This window comes from Brevundimonas sp. (genome assembly GCF_036402095.1).
Taxonomy (GTDB): Bacteria; Pseudomonadota; Alphaproteobacteria; order Caulobacterales; family Caulobacteraceae; genus Brevundimonas.
In genome coordinates, this window is record NZ_DASWTO010000046.1 from 1 (window position 1) to 16,270 (window position 16,270).

A 16,270-nucleotide genomic window follows, 5' to 3' on the forward strand; every position below is an offset into this window, starting at 1 on the left:
TGCGGACGCGCTGGTCGCCCAGGGCGTCAACGGCGGCGTCATCTCGCTCGACGGCAAGGGCGAAACCCAACTGGCCCGCCCGACCGCCGACGGCGTTCGCGAGCCCCTCAACCGCCGCGCCACCATCGGCATCAACTTCTAAAAGAGTTGACGTCGGCGCCGCCTCCGGCCTTCGGGCCGGGGCGGGGCGGCACGGAAAAGACAGAGCCGCCGGTCCCTCACGGGGCCGGCGGTTTTGCTTTGGCGAGGGCCGCGGGCGGGGCGGGGTGGTCAAAGTCCGGCCCGCCCGCTATCTCCCGGCCACTGTCGAAAGGGGCGAACCCGCATGCGCGTCGCAATGATTGGAACCGGCTATGTGGGCCTGGTCTCAGGGGCCTGTTTCGCCGACTTCGGCCACGAGGTGACCTGCGTCGACAAGGATCCGTCCAAGATCGAACGGCTGGAGCGGGGTGAGATTCCGATCTTCGAGCCGGGGCTGGACGATCTGGTCGCCGCCAACGTGCGCGACGGGCGGCTGTCCTTCGCCCTGGACGGCGCCGAGGCGATCCGCACCGCCGACGCGGTGTTCATCGCCGTGGGCACCCCGTCGCGCCGCGGCGACGGCCATGCCGACCTGTCCTATGTCCACGCCGCCGCCGAGGAGATCGCCGGCCTGATCGAGGGCTTCACCGTCGTCGTCACCAAATCGACCGTGCCGGTCGGCACCGGCGACGAGATCGAGGCCATCATCCGCGCCCGCCGCCCCGACGCCGACTTCGCCGTGGTCTCCAACCCGGAGTTCCTGCGCGAGGGCGCGGCCATCGAGGACTTCAAGCGGCCGGACCGCATCGTGGTCGGCGCCGAGGACGAACGAGCCCAGGCCGTGATGCGCGAGCTCTACCGCCCGCTGAACCTGAACGAAACGCCGATCCTGTTCACCGGCCGGCGAACCTCGGAGCTGATCAAATATGCGGCCAACGCCTTTTTGGCCATGAAGATCACCTTCATCAACGAGATGGCCGACCTGTGCGAGAAGGTCGGGGCGGACGTGCAGCAGGTCGCTCGCGGTATCGGCCTGGACAACCGGATCGGCTCGAAATTTCTGCACGCGGGGCCCGGCTACGGCGGTTCCTGCTTCCCCAAGGACACCATCGCCCTGGTGCGCACGGCGGTCGATGCGGGGTCGCCGGTCCGGCTGATCGAGACGACGGTCGAGGTCAATGACGCCCGCAAGAAGGCGATGGCGGGAAAGGTGGCCGCGGCGCTGGACGGCGACCTCGCCGGCAAGACCGTCGCCCTGCTGGGTCTGACCTTCAAGCCCAACACCGACGACATGCGCGATGCCCCCTCGCTGGAGGTGGCGCCGGCCCTCATCGCCATGGGGGCGACCGTCCAGGCCTTCGACCCCGAAGGCATGGCCGAAGCGGCCCACCTGCTGCCGGGCGTGGTGTTCAAGGACGGCCCCTATGACGCCGTCGAGGGGGCGGACGTGGTCGTCATCCTGACCGAGTGGGATCAGTTCCGGGCGCTGGACCTGAACCGGGTCAAGGGCCTGCTGCGCCAGCCGGTGATGGTCGATCTGCGCAACGTCTACCGGCCCGAGGACATGCGGGCGCGCGGCTTCCGCTACGCCTCGATCGGACGCGCCTAGGGCAGGGACGCGCGGAGCAGCGCCGGCGGTTCGGCGGCCCGGGCGTCCGGCTGCGGGAGCAGGGAGCGCCCGGCGCCGATCACGAGCATCGCCGTCAGCACCGCGGATACGACCGCGATCGCGCCCAGCCTGACGCCATCGGTGATTTCATGGTCCGGACGCACGCGTTTCCCCCGAGTCGAAACAACGTTTGTTATCCAGCACCTGCGCCGCGCGGCGGCAAGTCACGGAACGGTGTCCGGCCACAACAAAGGCGGAGCCGAAGCTCCGCCTTTTGCGCCGTGAGCGCTCGCCGCTGAAGTCTAGCCGCGGAACGGACGGATAAGGATCTCCACCCGGCGGTTCTGCGCCTTGCCCTCGGCGGTGGCGTTGGTGGCCACCGGCTGGGTTTCGCCGCGACCGTCGACATACCGGCGATCGGCCAGGACGTTGCGGCTGACCAGATACTGGGCCACCGACGAGGCCCGCTGGCGTGACAGGTTAAGATTGTAGTCCTCGGCGCCGTCGGAGTCGGCGTGGCCGATGATGTCGACGATCGACTGGTCGTAGCGGTTGAGGACCGCGGCGACGTCGTCAAGGGTGGCGTAGAAGCCCGGATTGATCGACGACTGGTTGGAGGCGAAGGTCACGTCGGAGGGCATGCGCAGCACCAGGTTGTCTCCCTGACGCGCCACGCCGACGCCGCTGCCCGAGAGCTGGGCCTCCAGCTCGCGCTGCTGGCGATCCATATAGGCGCCGACGGCCGCGCCCCCGAGCGCGCCGATGCCGGCCCCGATCAGGGCGTTCTTGCGGCCTTCCTCCGAGTTGGAGGTGTTGGTCAGATAGCCCAGCACGGCCCCGCCGATGGCGCCGGCGATGGCCCCGGTGCCGGTGTTGTTGCGGCGCGGCGTCGAGCTGTAGGGGTCGGTGGTCGTGCAGGCGCCGAGCAGGGCGGCGATGCTGACGCCGGTGACGAGGAGTTTGACGCGCATGGGAAAAGTCCTTCCAGTTTCTGGTTGACGGCGGAACGCGGGCTTACGGTCAAGGTTCCCGCCTGTACCTCTGGTGAACGACCGGCGGGGGCGCCTTGATCTCGGGCAAGGCGCCGGCGCCCTTGCTTTGCCAAGATCGGCTCGCAGGGCGTATGGAAACGCCCGAATGTAGTTTTGAGGTTCCGCCATGGCTGACAGCCTGAGCTCCACCGCCGCGCGCCGCTCCATCGAGCCGGTGTCGATGAAGCTTTACGACACCGACTTCCAGGCCTTCGCCGACAAGCTGGGCACGTCCTTCAAGCGCTACGGCTTCGCGGTCATCGCCGATCACGGGCTGGACGAGACGGTGATCGAGTCCGCGCTGGACGACGCCAAGGCCTTCTTCGCCCTGCCAGAGGTGGTGAAGCGCCAATACCACCAGCCGGGCACCGGCGGGGCACGCGGACTGACCCCGTTCGGCGTCGAGGCCGCCAAGGGCGCGGCGACCGTGGACCTGAAGGAATTCTGGCACGTCGGGCGGGAACTGCCCGAGGGTCACCCCTACCGGAAGTACATGCGCGACAACGTCTGGCCGACCGAGGTCGAAGGCTTCCGCGAGCACCTGTACGGGATGTTCACGGCCATGGACCAGCTGGGCCGCAAGATCCTGCGCGCCATCGCCCGCTATCTGGAGCTCGGCGACGACTTCTTCGAGGACAAGGTCGAGCTGGGCAACAGCATCCTGCGCATGCTGCACTACCCGCCGGTGCCGGCGGACGCGCCGGGCGTGCGCGCCGGGGCCCATGAGGACATCAACGTCATCACCCTGCTGCTGGGCGCCGAGGAGGCCGGCCTGCAGCTGAAGGACGCCGACGGCGAATGGCTGGATATCGCGCCGCCGCCGAACGCCCTGGTGGTCAACATCGGCGACATGCTGCAGCGGCTGACCAACCACGTCCTGCCGTCGACGACGCATCGCGTGGTCAATCCGGCCCCCGAGCGGCGCGGCTTCGCCCGCTATTCGACGCCGTTCTTCCTGCACTTCAATCCGGACTTCGTGATCGAGACCCTGCCGAGCATGATCTCGGAGGAGAACCCGGACCGCTACGCCGGCAAGGCGATCATGGCCGAGGATTTCCTGACCGAGCGTCTGAAGGAAATCCGCCTGATCTGAAGATGCGATTGGCCCGCGCGCGGCGCGGCCCTGGTGCAGGTCAGAAGGGCGCGGGGTCGATGGCCTCCGCGCCCTTCGCTATTTCGAGATGCGCAGCTGGGTGATGTCCCTGCCGATGGCGGCGAAGGCGTCCGACAGGTCGCCGGCGCTGGCGGCGATGTGGAAATTGGTCGGCGTGCTGGCGCAATAGGACAGCACGCTGGCGGCCTCGCCGGTGGCCGAGATCTGGAACCCGACCGTGTAGACCAGGATGCCTCTGGCCTTGATGGCGTCGCAGAGCGTCCGGCTCTGCGCGAAGGCGTCGCCGTTGTCGGCCGCGCAGTTGTTGCGGTAGGTGCCGCTCGTCGAGCCCGTGTACATGTCCGGAACGGCCTGGCAGTAGGCGGTATTGAACTCACCGTCGGTCATGATGACCATGGCCTTCAGGGTTTCCGACGTGTCGTAGGCGGAGGCGGTTCCGGACGACCACATCGAGCTGAAGGTGGGCGACAGCGTGTACCAGCCCCAGCCGATGCCGATCTGGCCGGCCGTCGTGCCGGAGACGTTGAAATTGTCGATTGCGGTCGTCAGGGCGGATTTGCTGCTCGTCAGGGGGAGCACCACGTTGCTGAGGCAGCCGCCGCTGGTGTCGGGATAGTGCCGGCCGACCCAGGACGAGGCTCCCGACGCCGACGCCTCGGTCCATGCCTGGGCTCCCGTTCGCTCGGTGACGCAGGAACTGATCCGGTTGGCGACCAGGTCGCCGTAGACGTTTTCGAACGCGAACCACGTGCAGCCCGCCTGGGCGCACCACGACCGGCCGCCCGAGGTATAGGGGCTGATCGTCGAGCCGTCGTCCGGGTCAATGGTATAGGAGTTGGTTGTGACGTTCCCGACGATGTAGGTCTTGTTGTTGATCTGCGTCATGCCGTTCACGTCCGTGATGCGGACGTACTGATTGTTCAGCAGGCCATGGTTCGCCGCGGTGATCGTGATCGAGCAGTCGTTGTTCTGGCATTTCTGGACCCGGCCATTGCCCGTGTACGAGTTGTAGCTGCGGCCATCCACGCGACTTCCGGCCATGGTGTACAGCTCGAAGGTCGTATTGGTCTTGTTGGTGACGACGTAGGGCTTGTTGTTGAGCTGGGTCATGCCCGCGGCGTTGGTGATCCAGACGATGTCCCCGTTCAGGAAGCCATGGTTGGTCGCCGTCGTGATGACCACGGGGCGCGCGCGGGTGGCGCCGGAGATGGTTATCTGCGTGCCGGTCAGATTGATGGCCGCATTGGTGATGTTGACCGAGCCGGTCACGGGCCCCCGGACCTGGGTCAGGTAGGCGCTGCCCGGATTGACCGAGTTCGACCAGGGCACGAGCGCGATCTTGGAATAGTAGGGCGTCTGAACATCCTGGACGACCAGATTGACCAGGTCCTTGGCCGCCTCGATCAGGGCGGCGATCCGCTCGCCGGCCATCGAGCCGGTAATGTCGAGCACCAGGGCGACCTCGATGTTGCGGGACGAGCGGTCGACCTCGGAATGGCTGCCTACCGGCAGATAGTCGTCCATCAGCTGGCCGTAGGGCGGCAGGAAGATGTTGGCGACGAGGGTCTTCACCTGCACCCGGGCGTCGGCGATGATCACGTCCTCGTCGCTGAGGGTGAAGCTGGTCTGGTCTTCCTCGAGCGTGACGTTCGGATAGGCCTGCAGATTGGCCTTCAGGGCGGCGAGGCCGACCCGCTGCAGATCGGCGTCCTCCGTATACGGCGAGCGGGCCGCGGCCAGGGCTGCGGCGTCGAGCGCGTCCTGCAGATTGACCTTGACGGTCGACATCCGGTGGATGTCGACGCCGCCGAAGGTCATCAGGATGAGCACCGGCAGGCTGAGGCCGAACAGCATGGCGACGTTGCCGCGCACGTCCCCGGCCAGCCGCCGGGCGAGGCTCCGCGCGCCGCCGTATACGCCGTCAATCCAGGTCTTCAGCCCCATCGCCGTTCCAGCCGCCATCGCGCCGCGGGCGCACGCCGCCCACGGTCAATCCGGCGGACTGTGGCGCAAGCCGGTTAAGAGAAGCGTCAACAGCGAAAGTTAACGAAACCGGAGCCCCGCCAACGCCAGTCCCGGCGTCAGGCCTCCCAGCCGCAGGCCTTGCCGCGGTTCTGCTCCGTCAGCCAGACGTTCAGGGGCGCGAAATAGTCCGCGATGGCCGAGGCGTCGTTCTCGCGCTGGCCGGTGAAGGCCTGCATCGCCTCGGGCCACGGGCGCGACTGGCCCATCTCCATCATGGCGTTGAAGCGCTCGCCGACTTCCTTGTTTCCGTAGATCGAGCAGCGATGCAGCGGGCCGGTCCAGCCGGCCTGTTCGCAGGCCGCCTTGTGGAACTGGAACTGGTAGATGTGGGCCAGGAAGTAGCGGGTGTACGGGGTGTTGCCGGGGATGTGGTATTTGGCGCCCGGATCGAAGGCGTTCTCCGGCCGCGGTCCGGGCGGCGTCAGGCCCTGGTAGCGCAGCATGTTGGCGGTCCAGGCGTCATTGTATTCGGCCGGCGTGGTCTCGCCGTTGAACACGCCCCAGCGCCAGCGGTCGACCATGAGGCCGAACGGCAGGAAGGCGATCTTGTCGAGCGCCATCTTGAGCAGGAAGGGAATGTCCTCCTCCTCGCCCGGGACGCGGTCCAGCAGGCCGATCTGGTTCAGATAGGTCGGCGTCAGGGCCGAAAGGCCGACGAAGTCGCCGATCGCCTCGTGGAAGCCGTCGTTCGCCCCGTTCTTGAAGAGGAACGGCTGATCCTTGTAGGCGCGCTGGTAGTAGTTGTGCCCGAGCTCGTGGTGGACGGTGTAGAAGTCGTCGCCGTTGACCTGAGTGCACATCTTGATGCGGATGTCCTCGAGGTTGTCGAGGTCCCAGGCCGAGGCGTGGCAGACCACCTCGCGGCCCTCGGGGCGGGTGATCATCGACCGCTCCCAGAAGGTCTGGGGCAACGGGTCGAGACCCATCGAGACGTAGAAATTCTCGCCGGTGCGGACCATCTTTTCGGCGTCGTAGCCCTTGCCGACCAGCAGTTGGGTCAGGTCGTAGCTGGACTCGCCGCCCGAGGTGGGGGCCACCACGTCGTAGATATTGCCCCACTGCTGCGACCACATGTTGCCGAGCAGGTCGGCGCGGATCGGGCCCGTGTCGGGCTGGACCGCATCGCCGTATTTCGCATTGAGCCGGTCGCGCACGTAGCAGTGCAGGTTCTCGTAGAAGGGCTTCACCTGTTCCCACAGGCGGTCGGTCTCGGCGGCGAAGGCGTCCGGGTCCATGTCGTAGCCGGCGCGCCACATCGCCCCGGTGTCGGCGAAGCCGAGCTCGCGCGAGCCCTCGTTGGCGATCTCGACCATGCGGGCGTAGTCCGCCGCCATCACCGGCGAGATGGTCCGCCAGCCCTCGTAGAGCGCCTTGAGCTCGGCCGGATCGCGCGACTCGGCCATCAGGACGGTGGCCTCGTCGAGGGTGATCTGGCGGCCCTTGAACTCGAACTTGCCGGTGGCGTAGGTCGAATCGAGGCGGGTGGTGATGTCGGCCAGCTCGCCCGCCGCGCCGGGGCGGTTCGGGGCGGGCAGCACGATGCCGAGGCGCAGCAGGTTCAGCTTGCGGCGGACGTCGGCCGGGACCTCGACGTCGTTGAAGCGGGCCGCGCCGTTGGCCAGCTCGACCTGCAGCTCGGTGTATTCGGCGTTGATCCGGCTCTCCAGCCACATGGTGTCGTGGGTGATGTTGGTGGCGCGGGTCCACTGGATGCGGGCGGCCTCCTCGCTGAGGGCGGCCAGTCGGGTCTCGGCGTCGGCGACGAAGGCGATGGCGGCCTCAGGCGTCGCGGGAGCCCCTGCGGCGGCGGCCTCCAGCTCGCCGGCCTGCTGCTCGGCCGCGGCGTCGGCGGCGCTTCCGTCCATTCCATAGCTGGCGCAACCGGCCATGCCGAGGGTCAGGGCGCAGGCGGCGGCGGCCGTCATCAGGGTGCGTTTCATGGAGGTCTCCCGGGCGTTTCGCGGCGAGCGGTTGGTCCGCCCTGTCGGCGCGCAAGGGAGGCCAGCGGAGCCGTCAGGTCAAGCTGCGCCGTTCAGCCGAGCACGCAGGCGGCGAGGCCGTCGTTGCGCACCGTGCCCATGGCGGCCAGCACCCGCGAAGCCCGGCGGCGGACGTAGGGGCCGGGCGAGGAGGCATTGTAGCGCCGGGGCGACGGAAGAATGGCGGCCAGCCGCGCCGCCTCGCGCGGGCTGAGGTCAGCCGCCGACTTGCCGAACCAGTGCCGCGCCGCCGCCTCGGCGCCGTAGACGCCGGGAGCCCATTCCGCGACGTTGAGATAGATCTCCATGACCCGGCGCTTGCCCCACAGCGTCTCGATCAGGACGGTGTAGCCGGCCTCCAGCCCCTTCCGGACCCAGTCGCGTCCGGGCCAGAGGAAGACGTTCTTGGCGGTCTGCTGGCTGATCGTCGACCCGCCCCGAATGCGCTTGCCGCCGCGCTTTTCGGCCCGGGCGTTGGCCTTCAGCGCCTTCTCGATGGCCTTCATGTCGAAGCCGTGGTGGGCGCAGAAGGTCGAGTCCTCGGAGGCGATCACCGCCTCGACCAGCCGCGGCGAAATGTGGTCCAGCGAGCGCCAGCGGTAGGCCAGCCCCTCCCCTTCCAGCACGCGGGTCACCATCAGGAATGTCGTCGGCGGAGGGACCAGACGAAGGACGGCGACGGAGGTCAGGAGCAGGCCCGTGAGGACCAGCACGACCGCAAGGAACGGTCGGCGTTTCTTGATCGGGGCCTGCTTCGCCATTCCGCGAAGGTGGAGCGGAAGCGTGGCCGGGGGCAAGAGGTCGGGGGCGAGGAGTCCGGGGGATCAAAAAAAATCGCTGTGGCAGACTCGGCGGAGTCGGCGCCGGGTTGGCGGAAATTCGGGGGGCAGAGTCGGCAGGGTCGACTTCGGCCCCGGGTGGCGTTCAACGGCCTGGCGGTCTCGCCCGGACGTCTCCGCGGCTCCTGTAGCGGAGCGGTGGGAGTTCAAATTGTCAAAGACCCTGCGTCCGGCGAAGGACGTGGCGACCAGTATGGGGCCGTTCCCATGTCAGGCGGGCAGAGAGGGTCGAGAAAAGGCGATGTCTCTGAAAAGGCGGCATATTCCGCTCGCTACCAGACTATAATTCCCCCGATCGCCAGCACAGCGTCCGCGTCCTCAGACGTCAGCCACTCCGGCCTGGCCGTCCTCGTCCGCCCAGGCGACACGGCGGGCGTCGGGACTCATGGCGAGGGCGGTGACCGGCGCGCCCTTCCCGGCCTTGAGAAAATTGAGCCCCTGCCCGGCCGGGTGGGCCAGCCAGACGCGGCCGTCGTTGAGGCCGGCGGCGATGACCGGATGCTTCGGCTGCGACGCCACCAGGGCGACGAGGCTGCCCTCGTCGAAGCCGATCTCGGTGGCCTCGCGCCCCATCGGGCCGTTCGAGCCGATAAAGGGCCACAGCACCGCGCCCTGGGCGCCGGAGGTCGCCAGCAGCTGGCCGTTGGAGAGGAAACTCATCGAGCGGACCTTGGACGGATAGCCGCCCATGCGCAGGTTCTTCTGGTCCTTGATGCGCCAGCCGTGCAGCTGGTTGTCCTGCATGGCGGTGACGACGAAGGCGCCGTCGGGCGACCAGGTCACGCCGGTGTGGGACCCGGCCCATTTGAGGAAGGTCGGCTTCTGGTCGGCGATGCGCGCGAACCACAGGGCCGCGCCGCCGTAGGTCGAGGTGGCGATGCGGCGACCCTTCGGCTCGAAGGCGACGCCCGAGACGGTGCGCTCATGGACGAAGTCGCGGCGGAAGCCCGCGTCCTTCGCGTCGATCACCGACAGGGTCCTGCCGGCCGAGAAGGCGATCAGGCCGCTCTCGGCCGAGGCGTCGACGGCGTCGATCCACTGGCCTTTGGCCGTCGCCAGCACGCCGGCCTCGCCGCGCCGGTGCCAGATCACCCGGCCGTCGTCGCCGCCGGTGACCACGCCGTCGCCCGACGGATGAACGGCGGCGCACAGGACGGCCCCGTCATGGGCGGCGCTGAACTCGCCGCCTTCGAAGCGCACCGAGCCGTCGCCGAGGGCGAAGACGGCGCTGGTTTGGTCAAACAGGGCGGCGGTGACCTGGGCGTCGAAGGTGTTGGTCTTCATGAGGTCCGTTTAGAGGCCGGGGGCGCCGCGTCAACGCCGGGCGCGGATCAGGCGCGAGGGTGGGTCTCGACCCAGCGCCGGGTCATCAGTTCGGGACTGGCGTAGGCCTCCTGCAGCTCTGCGCTCCAGTAGGTCAGGCGGTCCAGCGGGATCGGCTTGCCCGAGACCGCGCAGCGCACATGGTCGCCGCCCTGCAGGACGTCGAAATCCGCCCGCCCGTAGCGCAGCACAGCCTCCCGGGCGGGATCGGCCGGCCCGGTCATGCGGCGCAGGCCTCGAAGCCCTTGCGCAGTTCCGCCTCGTCGAGATCGCGACCAATGAAGACCGCGCGCGACCAGCGGCGCTCGATGGCGCCCCACGGCTTCTGCAGTTCGCCCTCGAGGATCATGTGCACGGCCTGGAAGACGAGGCGGCGGTCCTCGCCGGCGACGTCGATGATGCCCTTGGCGCGCAGGATGTTCTGACCCTGCTCGCCCAGCAGCCGATCGAGCCAGGCGGTGAATTTGGCGCCGTCCATCGGCCGGTCCAGCGACAGGGACACGCCCTTGATGTCGTCCTCGTGTGCATGGCCGCGCGCGCCGTGGGCGTGTTCGTGCTCATGGGCGTGGGCGTGGTCGTGATCATGGTGGTCGTGATCGTGGCCGCAGTGCTCGTCGTGGACGTGGCCTTCCTCGCCGTGGGCGGGGTTGGCGAACTCGGGATTGATGTCGAGGATCCGCTCGAGGTCGAAGCCGCCGAGGCCCAGCACCTGGTCGAGCGGCACATTGGCGCGTTCGGCGCGGGTGATGGGGGCCAGCGGATTGAGCTTGCGCAGGCGGCGCTCGACCTCGGCCAGTTCGGCTTCCGAAGCCAGATCGACCTTGTTGAGGATGATGCGGTCGGCGAAGGCCACCTGCTCGCGGGCTTCCTTGCTGTCGTCCAGCCGGGCCATGACGTGTCTGGCGTCGACCAGGGCGGTGACGCTGTCGAGCTGCGTCCTGGCCTTGACGTCCTCGTCGACGAAGAAGGTCTGGGCCACCGGGCCGGGATCGGCGAGGCCGGTCGTCTCGACGATGATGGCGTCGAAGGCGGGCTTGCCCGGGCGCTGGCGCTTCATCAGGCCGGAGACGACGCGGATCAGGTCGCCGCGCACCGTGCAGCAGACGCAGCCGTTGTTCATCTCGAACACGTCCTCGTCGGCGCCGACCACCAGGTCGTTGTCGATGCCGATCTCGCCGAACTCGTTGACGATGACGGCGTAGCGCTTGCCGTGGTCCTCGGTGAGGATGCGGTTCAGCAGGGTTGTCTTGCCGGCGCCGAGGTAGCCGGTGAGCACGGTGACGGGGATCTTGTCTGTCATGGAAGGCCTTTCGCCGGCTGAGATAGTCAGACGGGGCGCGAGATGAAAGAGACTTGACTTGCGGACAGAGCGAAGCGGGGCTGAAGTCCGCGCTTCCTGGCGGAGATCCCATGCTGACAAGCCTCGTTCTGTCCCTGCTGGCCGCCGACCCGGCGTGCGAGACCGCCTTCCAAACCCTGCGCACCGCCAACGTCGTCGAGTCCGGCTATTCCGCCCATGTCGGCTTCGTCCGCGCCCGGATCGGCGCCGAGGGGGAGCCGGTCTGGCTGCTGCTCGACACCGGCGCGAACCGCTCGGCGCTGGACGCCGGTTTCGCCGCGCGGGCGGGGCTGCCGGTGCTGGCGGGCAGCCGGGTCGAAGGGACGGCCGGCGTGATCGAGGCCGGCGGGACCCGGGTGGAGGACCTGAGGCTGGGCGGACTGGTCCTGCCCGCGATCGAGCCGACGACCTCGGACCTCAGCGGACTTCAGGGGCCGGGCGGCGAGCCGGCGGCAGGCATTCTGGGCTCGGACGCCCTGGCCGGACTGGTCGTCACCCTCGACTTCGCCCGCGGGCGGATCGCGGTCGCCCCGCCGTCGGAGACGAGCGCCCGGGCCGCCGCCTGCGGGCGCACGATCGCCACGCACGACGACAACGGCATACTGCGGGTGGATGCGGTCATCGACGGAGAGGCCCTGCCGCTGCGCTACGACTCCGGGGCCGGGCTGTTCGAGGATCCGCACGTGTGGATCAACCTCAGCCAGGGCCAGTGGGCCCAGGTGCGCGGCGACCGGCCGGAGGCGGCCCCGATCGCGACCCTTGGCGGCAGCGGGACGGGCGGTCAGGTGAGCCTGCCGGTCCATGCGGGCGAACGGCTGGAGATCGGGCCGCTGGCGTGGGACGAGCCGCGCCTGATCGTGCAGCCGGCGCAGGGCTATTTCGCCCGCCCCGAGGCGGTGGGTTTCGTCGGCAACGCCCTGTTCTGGTCGCAAGGGCTGGTGACGATCGACTATCCGGGCCGCCGCCTGACCCTTCCGCCGGCCGACTGAACCGGTCAGCAGGCCGGGCAGTCCGGCAGGGGTTCCGCTTCCAGCTGAAGCGTCGAGTGGCTGATGCCGAAGCGGGCGCGCAGCACGGTCTGGGCCTCGCCCAGCAGGGCGGCGCCGTCGCCGCGATCGTGGCACAGGTGCGCCGTCAGGGCCGTCGCCGTGGTCGACAGGCCCCAGACGTGGAGGTCGTGCACGGCGGTGACCCCCGGCAGACCGGCGAGAGCGCCGCGGACCGCCTCGACGTCCACGCCGCGCGGGGCCGCGTCGAGGGCCAGGTTGACCGAGTCCCTGAGCAGGCCCCAGGTCCCCCACAGGATGACGCCGACGATCGCCAGGCTGACCAGGGGATCGATGATGGACCAGCCGGTGAACAGGATCGCCGCACCGGCGAGGACCACGCCGATCGACACCGCCGCATCGGCCATCATGTGCAGGTAGGCGCCCCGGGCGTTCAGGTCCGAATGCTGATCGCGCATGAACAGCAGGGCCGTCCCCAGATTTATGACGAAACCGACGCCGGCCACCGCCATGATCAGGCCCGACATCACCGGCGCCGGCTCGGCGAGGCGCCGCACCGCCTCGATGGCGATGGCGCCGCAGGCGAAGATGAGCAGCAGGGCGTTGGCGAGCGCGGCCAGCACCGTCGCCTTGCCGTAACCGTAGGTCTTTCCGGGCCCCGCCGCCCGGCGGGCCAGCCAGGCCGCGCCGCCGGCCATGGCCAGGCCGAGCACATCCGACAGGTTGTGGCCCGCGTCCGCCAGCAGGGCGGTCGAGCCGCTGTAGACCCCGGCGCCGAACTCGATGCCGACGAAGGCGAGGTTGACGATCAGGCCGACCGCGTAGCGCCAGTCGCCGGTGTCGACCGGACCGTGGTGATGGTGGCCGTGCGCAGGACCGTGGCCGGCGTGATCGTGGCCGTGGTCGTCGTGGGTGTGGCCGTGGGGGGACGCCATCCGCAGAGCTTTAGGGCTGATAGAGGACGACGAGAAGGCCGATCGCGATCAGGGCCAGTCCCAGCACCGCGCCTTCGTAGCGGGCCCAGCGCTCCAGCCGCAGCACCGACCAGCCGGCGCGGGCCAGAAGGGTGAACAGGGCCATGCCGGCGACGGTCCCGGCCGCGAAGGCCGCGGTCAGGGCGCCGAGGACCGGGAGCCCTTCCTGCGCCTGGTTCAGGTAGAAGGGCAGCAGCACCTCGCCGGGGGAGATCGCCATCACCACCACCAGCCCGAGGAAGGCGGCGGTGTGGGAGACGGCGGGCTCGGGCATGTCCAGCTGCGGACCGGCGGCCGTCTGCGGGCCGCGGATCGCCGCGCGCAGCAGGTAGAAGCCCCCGAAGGCCAGCAGCAGCGTCGCCGACAGGTAGGGCAGCAGGCCGGCGACCCACTGATCGAGCGCCAGCCCCGCGAGCACGATCAGCCCGCCCACGAAGGCGGTCGTGGCGATGTGGGCGAGCCCGGCCGTCGCCACGGCGGCGAGCACCCGGGGCAGGCTCCAGCGCTGGGCCCGGCCGACGAGGACGAACGGCAGCCAGTGCGTGGGCAGGGCCGCGTGCAGGAAGGCGGTGGCGAAGCCGGCGCCCAGCAGGGACAGCAGGACGGTCTGGTCGAGATCGGGCGGCGTCATCGACGCCTCTGTAGCGTGTTACTTTATAACAGTCGAGGGGTGCGGGGCGATTTCCCGCGGCGGCCGGGTCAGAACAGCCAGCCGTCGTGGTCGTGCAGACGGCCCAGGTCGTCCGTGCCGCCGATCAGGAAGCCGTCGCGATCCAGCGTCAGCATATGGTCGGGCAGGGCCTCTCCGCCGCGCAGGCCGCCCGGCGTCGCCCCGAGGTCCTCGTCGTCGGACCCGACGCCCGGCAGGACCAGCGGGGTCTCCGCGTCCTTCGCCAGGACGAAATCGTCGTCCGGCAGGCCGGGCAGGACCAGGGCCGCGTCGACGTCCTTGACGGGAACGACGGGCGCGGGGGCCGGGACCAGCTCGAACGTCGAGCCGTCGGAAAAGCGAAGCTGGTCGATATCGACCAGCAGATCGGCGCCGTCGCGGCCGGCGACGCTGTCGGTGACCCCCCAGATCCCGCCGCCCAGATCCTCGATCAGATAGTCCTCGAAGACGCCGGCCAGGACGACGGTGTCGTTCCCTCCGCCGCCGCAGCCGCAGCCGCTGGTCCCGACGAGGAAGTCGTCGCCAAGGCCGCCGGTCAGGATGTCGTCCCCGTCGCCGCCGACGATGACATTGTCCCCGGCGTTGCCGACGCCGACGAAATTGCCGACGCCGTCGAAGCCCAGTTCCTCGAAATTGGAGCGCAGGGTGTAGCTGTTCAGGGTGGTGGCCACGCTGTCGTAGCCCTCGTCGGCGAATTCGACGAGGGTGTCGTTGGCCTCGACATAGTAGCGGTCGTCGCCGAGGCCGCCCTGGAGCTGGTTGGGCGCGCCGTTGCCGCCCTCGAGCAGGTCGTCGCCCGCGCCGCCGATCAGCACGTCGCGGCCGGACCCGCCGTACAGATAGTTGTCGGCGGTGTCGCCGATGAGGACGTCGTCGAAGGCGCTGCCGGTGACATCCTCGATGCTGACGAGCTGGTCCGAGGCGCCGTCCCCGTCGTTCGGGGTCAGGCCGACGTTCAGCTTGACGACGACGCCCCCCGCGGCGGCGCTGTAGTCGGCCATGTCATAGTCGAGCCCGCCGCGCAGGACGTCCACGCCGCCGCCGCCGACCAGGAGGTCGTAGCCGTCGCCCCCGTCCAGCACATTGGCCCCGGCGTCGCCGGTCAGGTCGTCGTCCCATACGGAACCCAGCAGGTTCTCGATACTGGCGAAGGTGTCGGCCGAACCGTCGCCGTCGTCCGTGGCGCCCCCGCCCGCGAGGCTGGCCACGACGCCGGCGGCCGCGCGGCTGTAGTCGGCCGTGTCGACGCCGTCGCCGCCGTCGAGACCGTCCGCGCCCCCGCCGCCGGACAGGACATCGGCGCCGATGTTGCCGGTGATGAGGTTGTCTTCCGCATTGCCGACGCCGCTGAAGGCGCCCGAGCCGGTATAGGAGAGGTCTTCCAGATTGGCGGCCAGGACGAGGCGGGACTGGCTGGTGAAGACCTGGTCGTGCCCCTCCCCGGCGAACTCCACGAGGGTGTCGTTGGCGTCGACGTAGTAGTCGTCATCGCCGAGGCCGCCCTGCAGCTGGTTGGCCGTGCCGGTCCCGCCGATCAGGACGTCCGCGCCGCCGAGCCCGATCAGATAGTCCTGGCCGTCGCCGCCGCTCAGGACATTGCCCCCGGCCGAGCCCAGCAGGGTGTCGTCGAAGGCCGAACCCGTCACGTTCTCGATCGAGACCAGCGTGTCGACCCCGCCGTCGCCGTCGCTGAGCGTCAGGCCGGCGAACAGGCGAACGACCACGCCCGAGACGGCGAAGGTGTAGTCGGCGACATCCTCTCCGTCGCCCCCGTCCAGCAGATCGTCGCCCCCGCCGCCGCGCAGGGTGTCGGAACCGGCAAGGCCCTCGATGACGTCGGCTCCGCCGTCGCCGGCCAACACGTTGTCGCCCCCGTCCCCGAGTACGGACAGGAACAGCGGGGTCTCGTCCCCCCTGCCCGCTAGTCTCGTGCGAACGCCCATCCCCGGCCCCCCTCGGCGAGCAACGACGAGGCCGCCGCGCGGTCGCGTCCGGAAAACATCGTTACCGAAGTCTTACTCCTGCAGGACCCCCGCCGCAATCGGCGACCCCAGTAGCGGGAAAGGCGGTCGCCGGGGCCGACGGGCCGATTGGCGGGGGATGACCTGCGATGAAGGCCGGAAACGCCCTGAAGGCCGGGTTTCGCGTTGACTCGGAGGACCCGTTCCGTATATGTCGCCGCTCTTCGCCCGAGGGGGACCCCCGTCGGGCTTATTCTTTTTGCGTTTCGCTGAGGCTTCAACATGTACGCGGTGATCAAGACCGGCGGCAAGCAGTACCGGGTTCAGCCGGGCGACGTCATCGTGGTCGAGAAGCTCGACGGCGAGGCCGGCTCCAAC

At 69.3% G+C, this 16,270-nt stretch carries 15 protein-coding genes and 2 pseudogenes; 5 read left to right on the forward strand and 12 right to left on the reverse strand.

What is annotated here, in order from left to right:
- Nucleotides 1-142: pseudogene (locus VGD32_RS03590) on the forward strand (cell envelope biogenesis protein OmpA); the annotation flags it as partial.
- A gap of 183 nt (nt 143-325) precedes the next feature.
- The gene (locus tag VGD32_RS03595) at nt 326-1,630 is read left to right on the forward strand and encodes a UDP-glucose/GDP-mannose dehydrogenase family protein (protein ID WP_331030531.1); all 1,305 of its coding nucleotides are present in this window, start codon (nt 326-328) and stop codon (nt 1,628-1,630) included.
- Here VGD32_RS03595 and VGD32_RS03600 read toward each other — a convergent pair.
- Complete coding sequence (locus VGD32_RS03600) at nt 1,627-1,794, reverse strand: hypothetical protein (protein WP_331030532.1); 168 nt, start codon at nt 1,792-1,794, stop codon at nt 1,627-1,629. The genes VGD32_RS03595 and VGD32_RS03600 overlap by 4 nt on opposite strands.
- Nucleotides 1,795-1,932: 138 nt before the next feature.
- A complete protein-coding gene (locus VGD32_RS03605; RefSeq protein ID WP_331030533.1) occupies nt 1,933-2,601 on the reverse strand; it encodes an OmpA family protein in 669 nt (222 codons plus the stop codon).
- Nucleotides 2,602-2,788: 187 nt separating this feature from the next.
- Between VGD32_RS03605 and VGD32_RS03610 the strand changes: the two genes are divergently transcribed.
- On the forward strand, nt 2,789-3,754 hold the full coding sequence (locus VGD32_RS03610) for an isopenicillin N synthase family dioxygenase (RefSeq protein WP_331030534.1): 966 nt from the start codon (nt 2,789-2,791) through the stop codon (nt 3,752-3,754).
- A 78-nt stretch (nt 3,755-3,832) separates the two neighbouring features.
- Here the strand turns inward: VGD32_RS03610 and VGD32_RS03615 are convergent, their stop codons facing one another.
- The 7 genes and pseudogenes from VGD32_RS03615 to VGD32_RS14255 all read right to left on the reverse strand — a co-directional run.
- Nucleotides 3,833-5,719 (reverse strand): ubiquitin-activating E1 FCCH domain-containing protein, encoded by a 1,887-nt coding sequence (locus VGD32_RS03615; protein ID WP_331030535.1) that lies wholly within the window; start codon nt 5,717-5,719, stop codon nt 3,833-3,835.
- Nucleotides 5,720-5,856: 137 nt separating this feature from the next.
- Complete coding sequence (locus tag VGD32_RS03620) at nt 5,857-7,740, reverse strand: M2 family metallopeptidase (protein WP_331030536.1); 1,884 nt, start codon at nt 7,738-7,740, stop codon at nt 5,857-5,859.
- A gap of 92 nt (nt 7,741-7,832) precedes the next feature.
- The gene (gene mtgA, locus VGD32_RS03625) at nt 7,833-8,540 is read right to left on the reverse strand and encodes a monofunctional biosynthetic peptidoglycan transglycosylase (RefSeq protein ID WP_331030537.1); all 708 of its coding nucleotides are present in this window, start codon (nt 8,538-8,540) and stop codon (nt 7,833-7,835) included.
- Between the two features lie 396 nt (nt 8,541-8,936).
- Nucleotides 8,937-9,902, reverse strand: a complete 966-nt coding sequence (locus VGD32_RS03630) for a WD40 repeat domain-containing protein (RefSeq protein WP_331030538.1) — start codon at nt 9,900-9,902, stop codon at nt 8,937-8,939.
- A gap of 47 nt (nt 9,903-9,949) precedes the next feature.
- Entirely contained in the window at nt 9,950-10,165 is a 216-nt protein-coding gene (locus VGD32_RS03635) for a DUF2093 domain-containing protein (RefSeq protein ID WP_331030539.1), read from the reverse strand.
- Nucleotides 10,162-10,665, reverse strand: a complete 504-nt coding sequence (locus tag VGD32_RS14250; RefSeq protein WP_414644331.1) for a GTP-binding protein — start codon at nt 10,663-10,665, stop codon at nt 10,162-10,164. Before VGD32_RS14250 ends, VGD32_RS03635 begins: the two co-directional genes overlap by 4 nt.
- A gap of 30 nt (nt 10,666-10,695) precedes the next feature.
- Nucleotides 10,696-11,271 (reverse strand): annotated as a pseudogene (locus VGD32_RS14255) (CobW family GTP-binding protein); the annotation flags it as partial.
- Between the two features lie 80 nt (nt 11,272-11,351).
- On the opposite strand from VGD32_RS14255, the gene VGD32_RS03645 reads away from it, so the two are divergent.
- Complete coding sequence (locus VGD32_RS03645; protein ID WP_331030541.1) at nt 11,352-12,269, forward strand: retropepsin-like aspartic protease; 918 nt, start codon at nt 11,352-11,354, stop codon at nt 12,267-12,269.
- A 5-nt stretch (nt 12,270-12,274) separates the two neighbouring features.
- Here the strand turns inward: VGD32_RS03645 and VGD32_RS03650 are convergent, their stop codons facing one another.
- The 3 genes from VGD32_RS03650 to VGD32_RS03660 all read right to left on the reverse strand — a co-directional run bounded on the left by VGD32_RS03650 (nt 12,275) and on the right by VGD32_RS03660 (nt 15,874).
- Complete coding sequence (locus tag VGD32_RS03650) at nt 12,275-13,222, reverse strand: cation diffusion facilitator family transporter (RefSeq protein ID WP_331030542.1); 948 nt, start codon at nt 13,220-13,222, stop codon at nt 12,275-12,277.
- A 10-nt stretch (nt 13,223-13,232) separates the two neighbouring features.
- A complete protein-coding gene (locus tag VGD32_RS03655; RefSeq protein ID WP_331030543.1) occupies nt 13,233-13,892 on the reverse strand; it encodes a hypothetical protein in 660 nt (219 codons plus the stop codon).
- 68 nt (nt 13,893-13,960) lie between these two features.
- The gene (locus tag VGD32_RS03660) at nt 13,961-15,874 is read right to left on the reverse strand and encodes a calcium-binding protein (protein WP_331030544.1); all 1,914 of its coding nucleotides are present in this window, start codon (nt 15,872-15,874) and stop codon (nt 13,961-13,963) included.
- A gap of 300 nt (nt 15,875-16,174) precedes the next feature.
- On the opposite strand from VGD32_RS03660, the gene VGD32_RS03665 reads away from it, so the two are divergent.
- On the forward strand, nt 16,175-16,270 hold a 96-nt coding region (locus tag VGD32_RS03665; protein ID WP_331030545.1), incomplete at its 3' end, for a large ribosomal subunit protein bL21.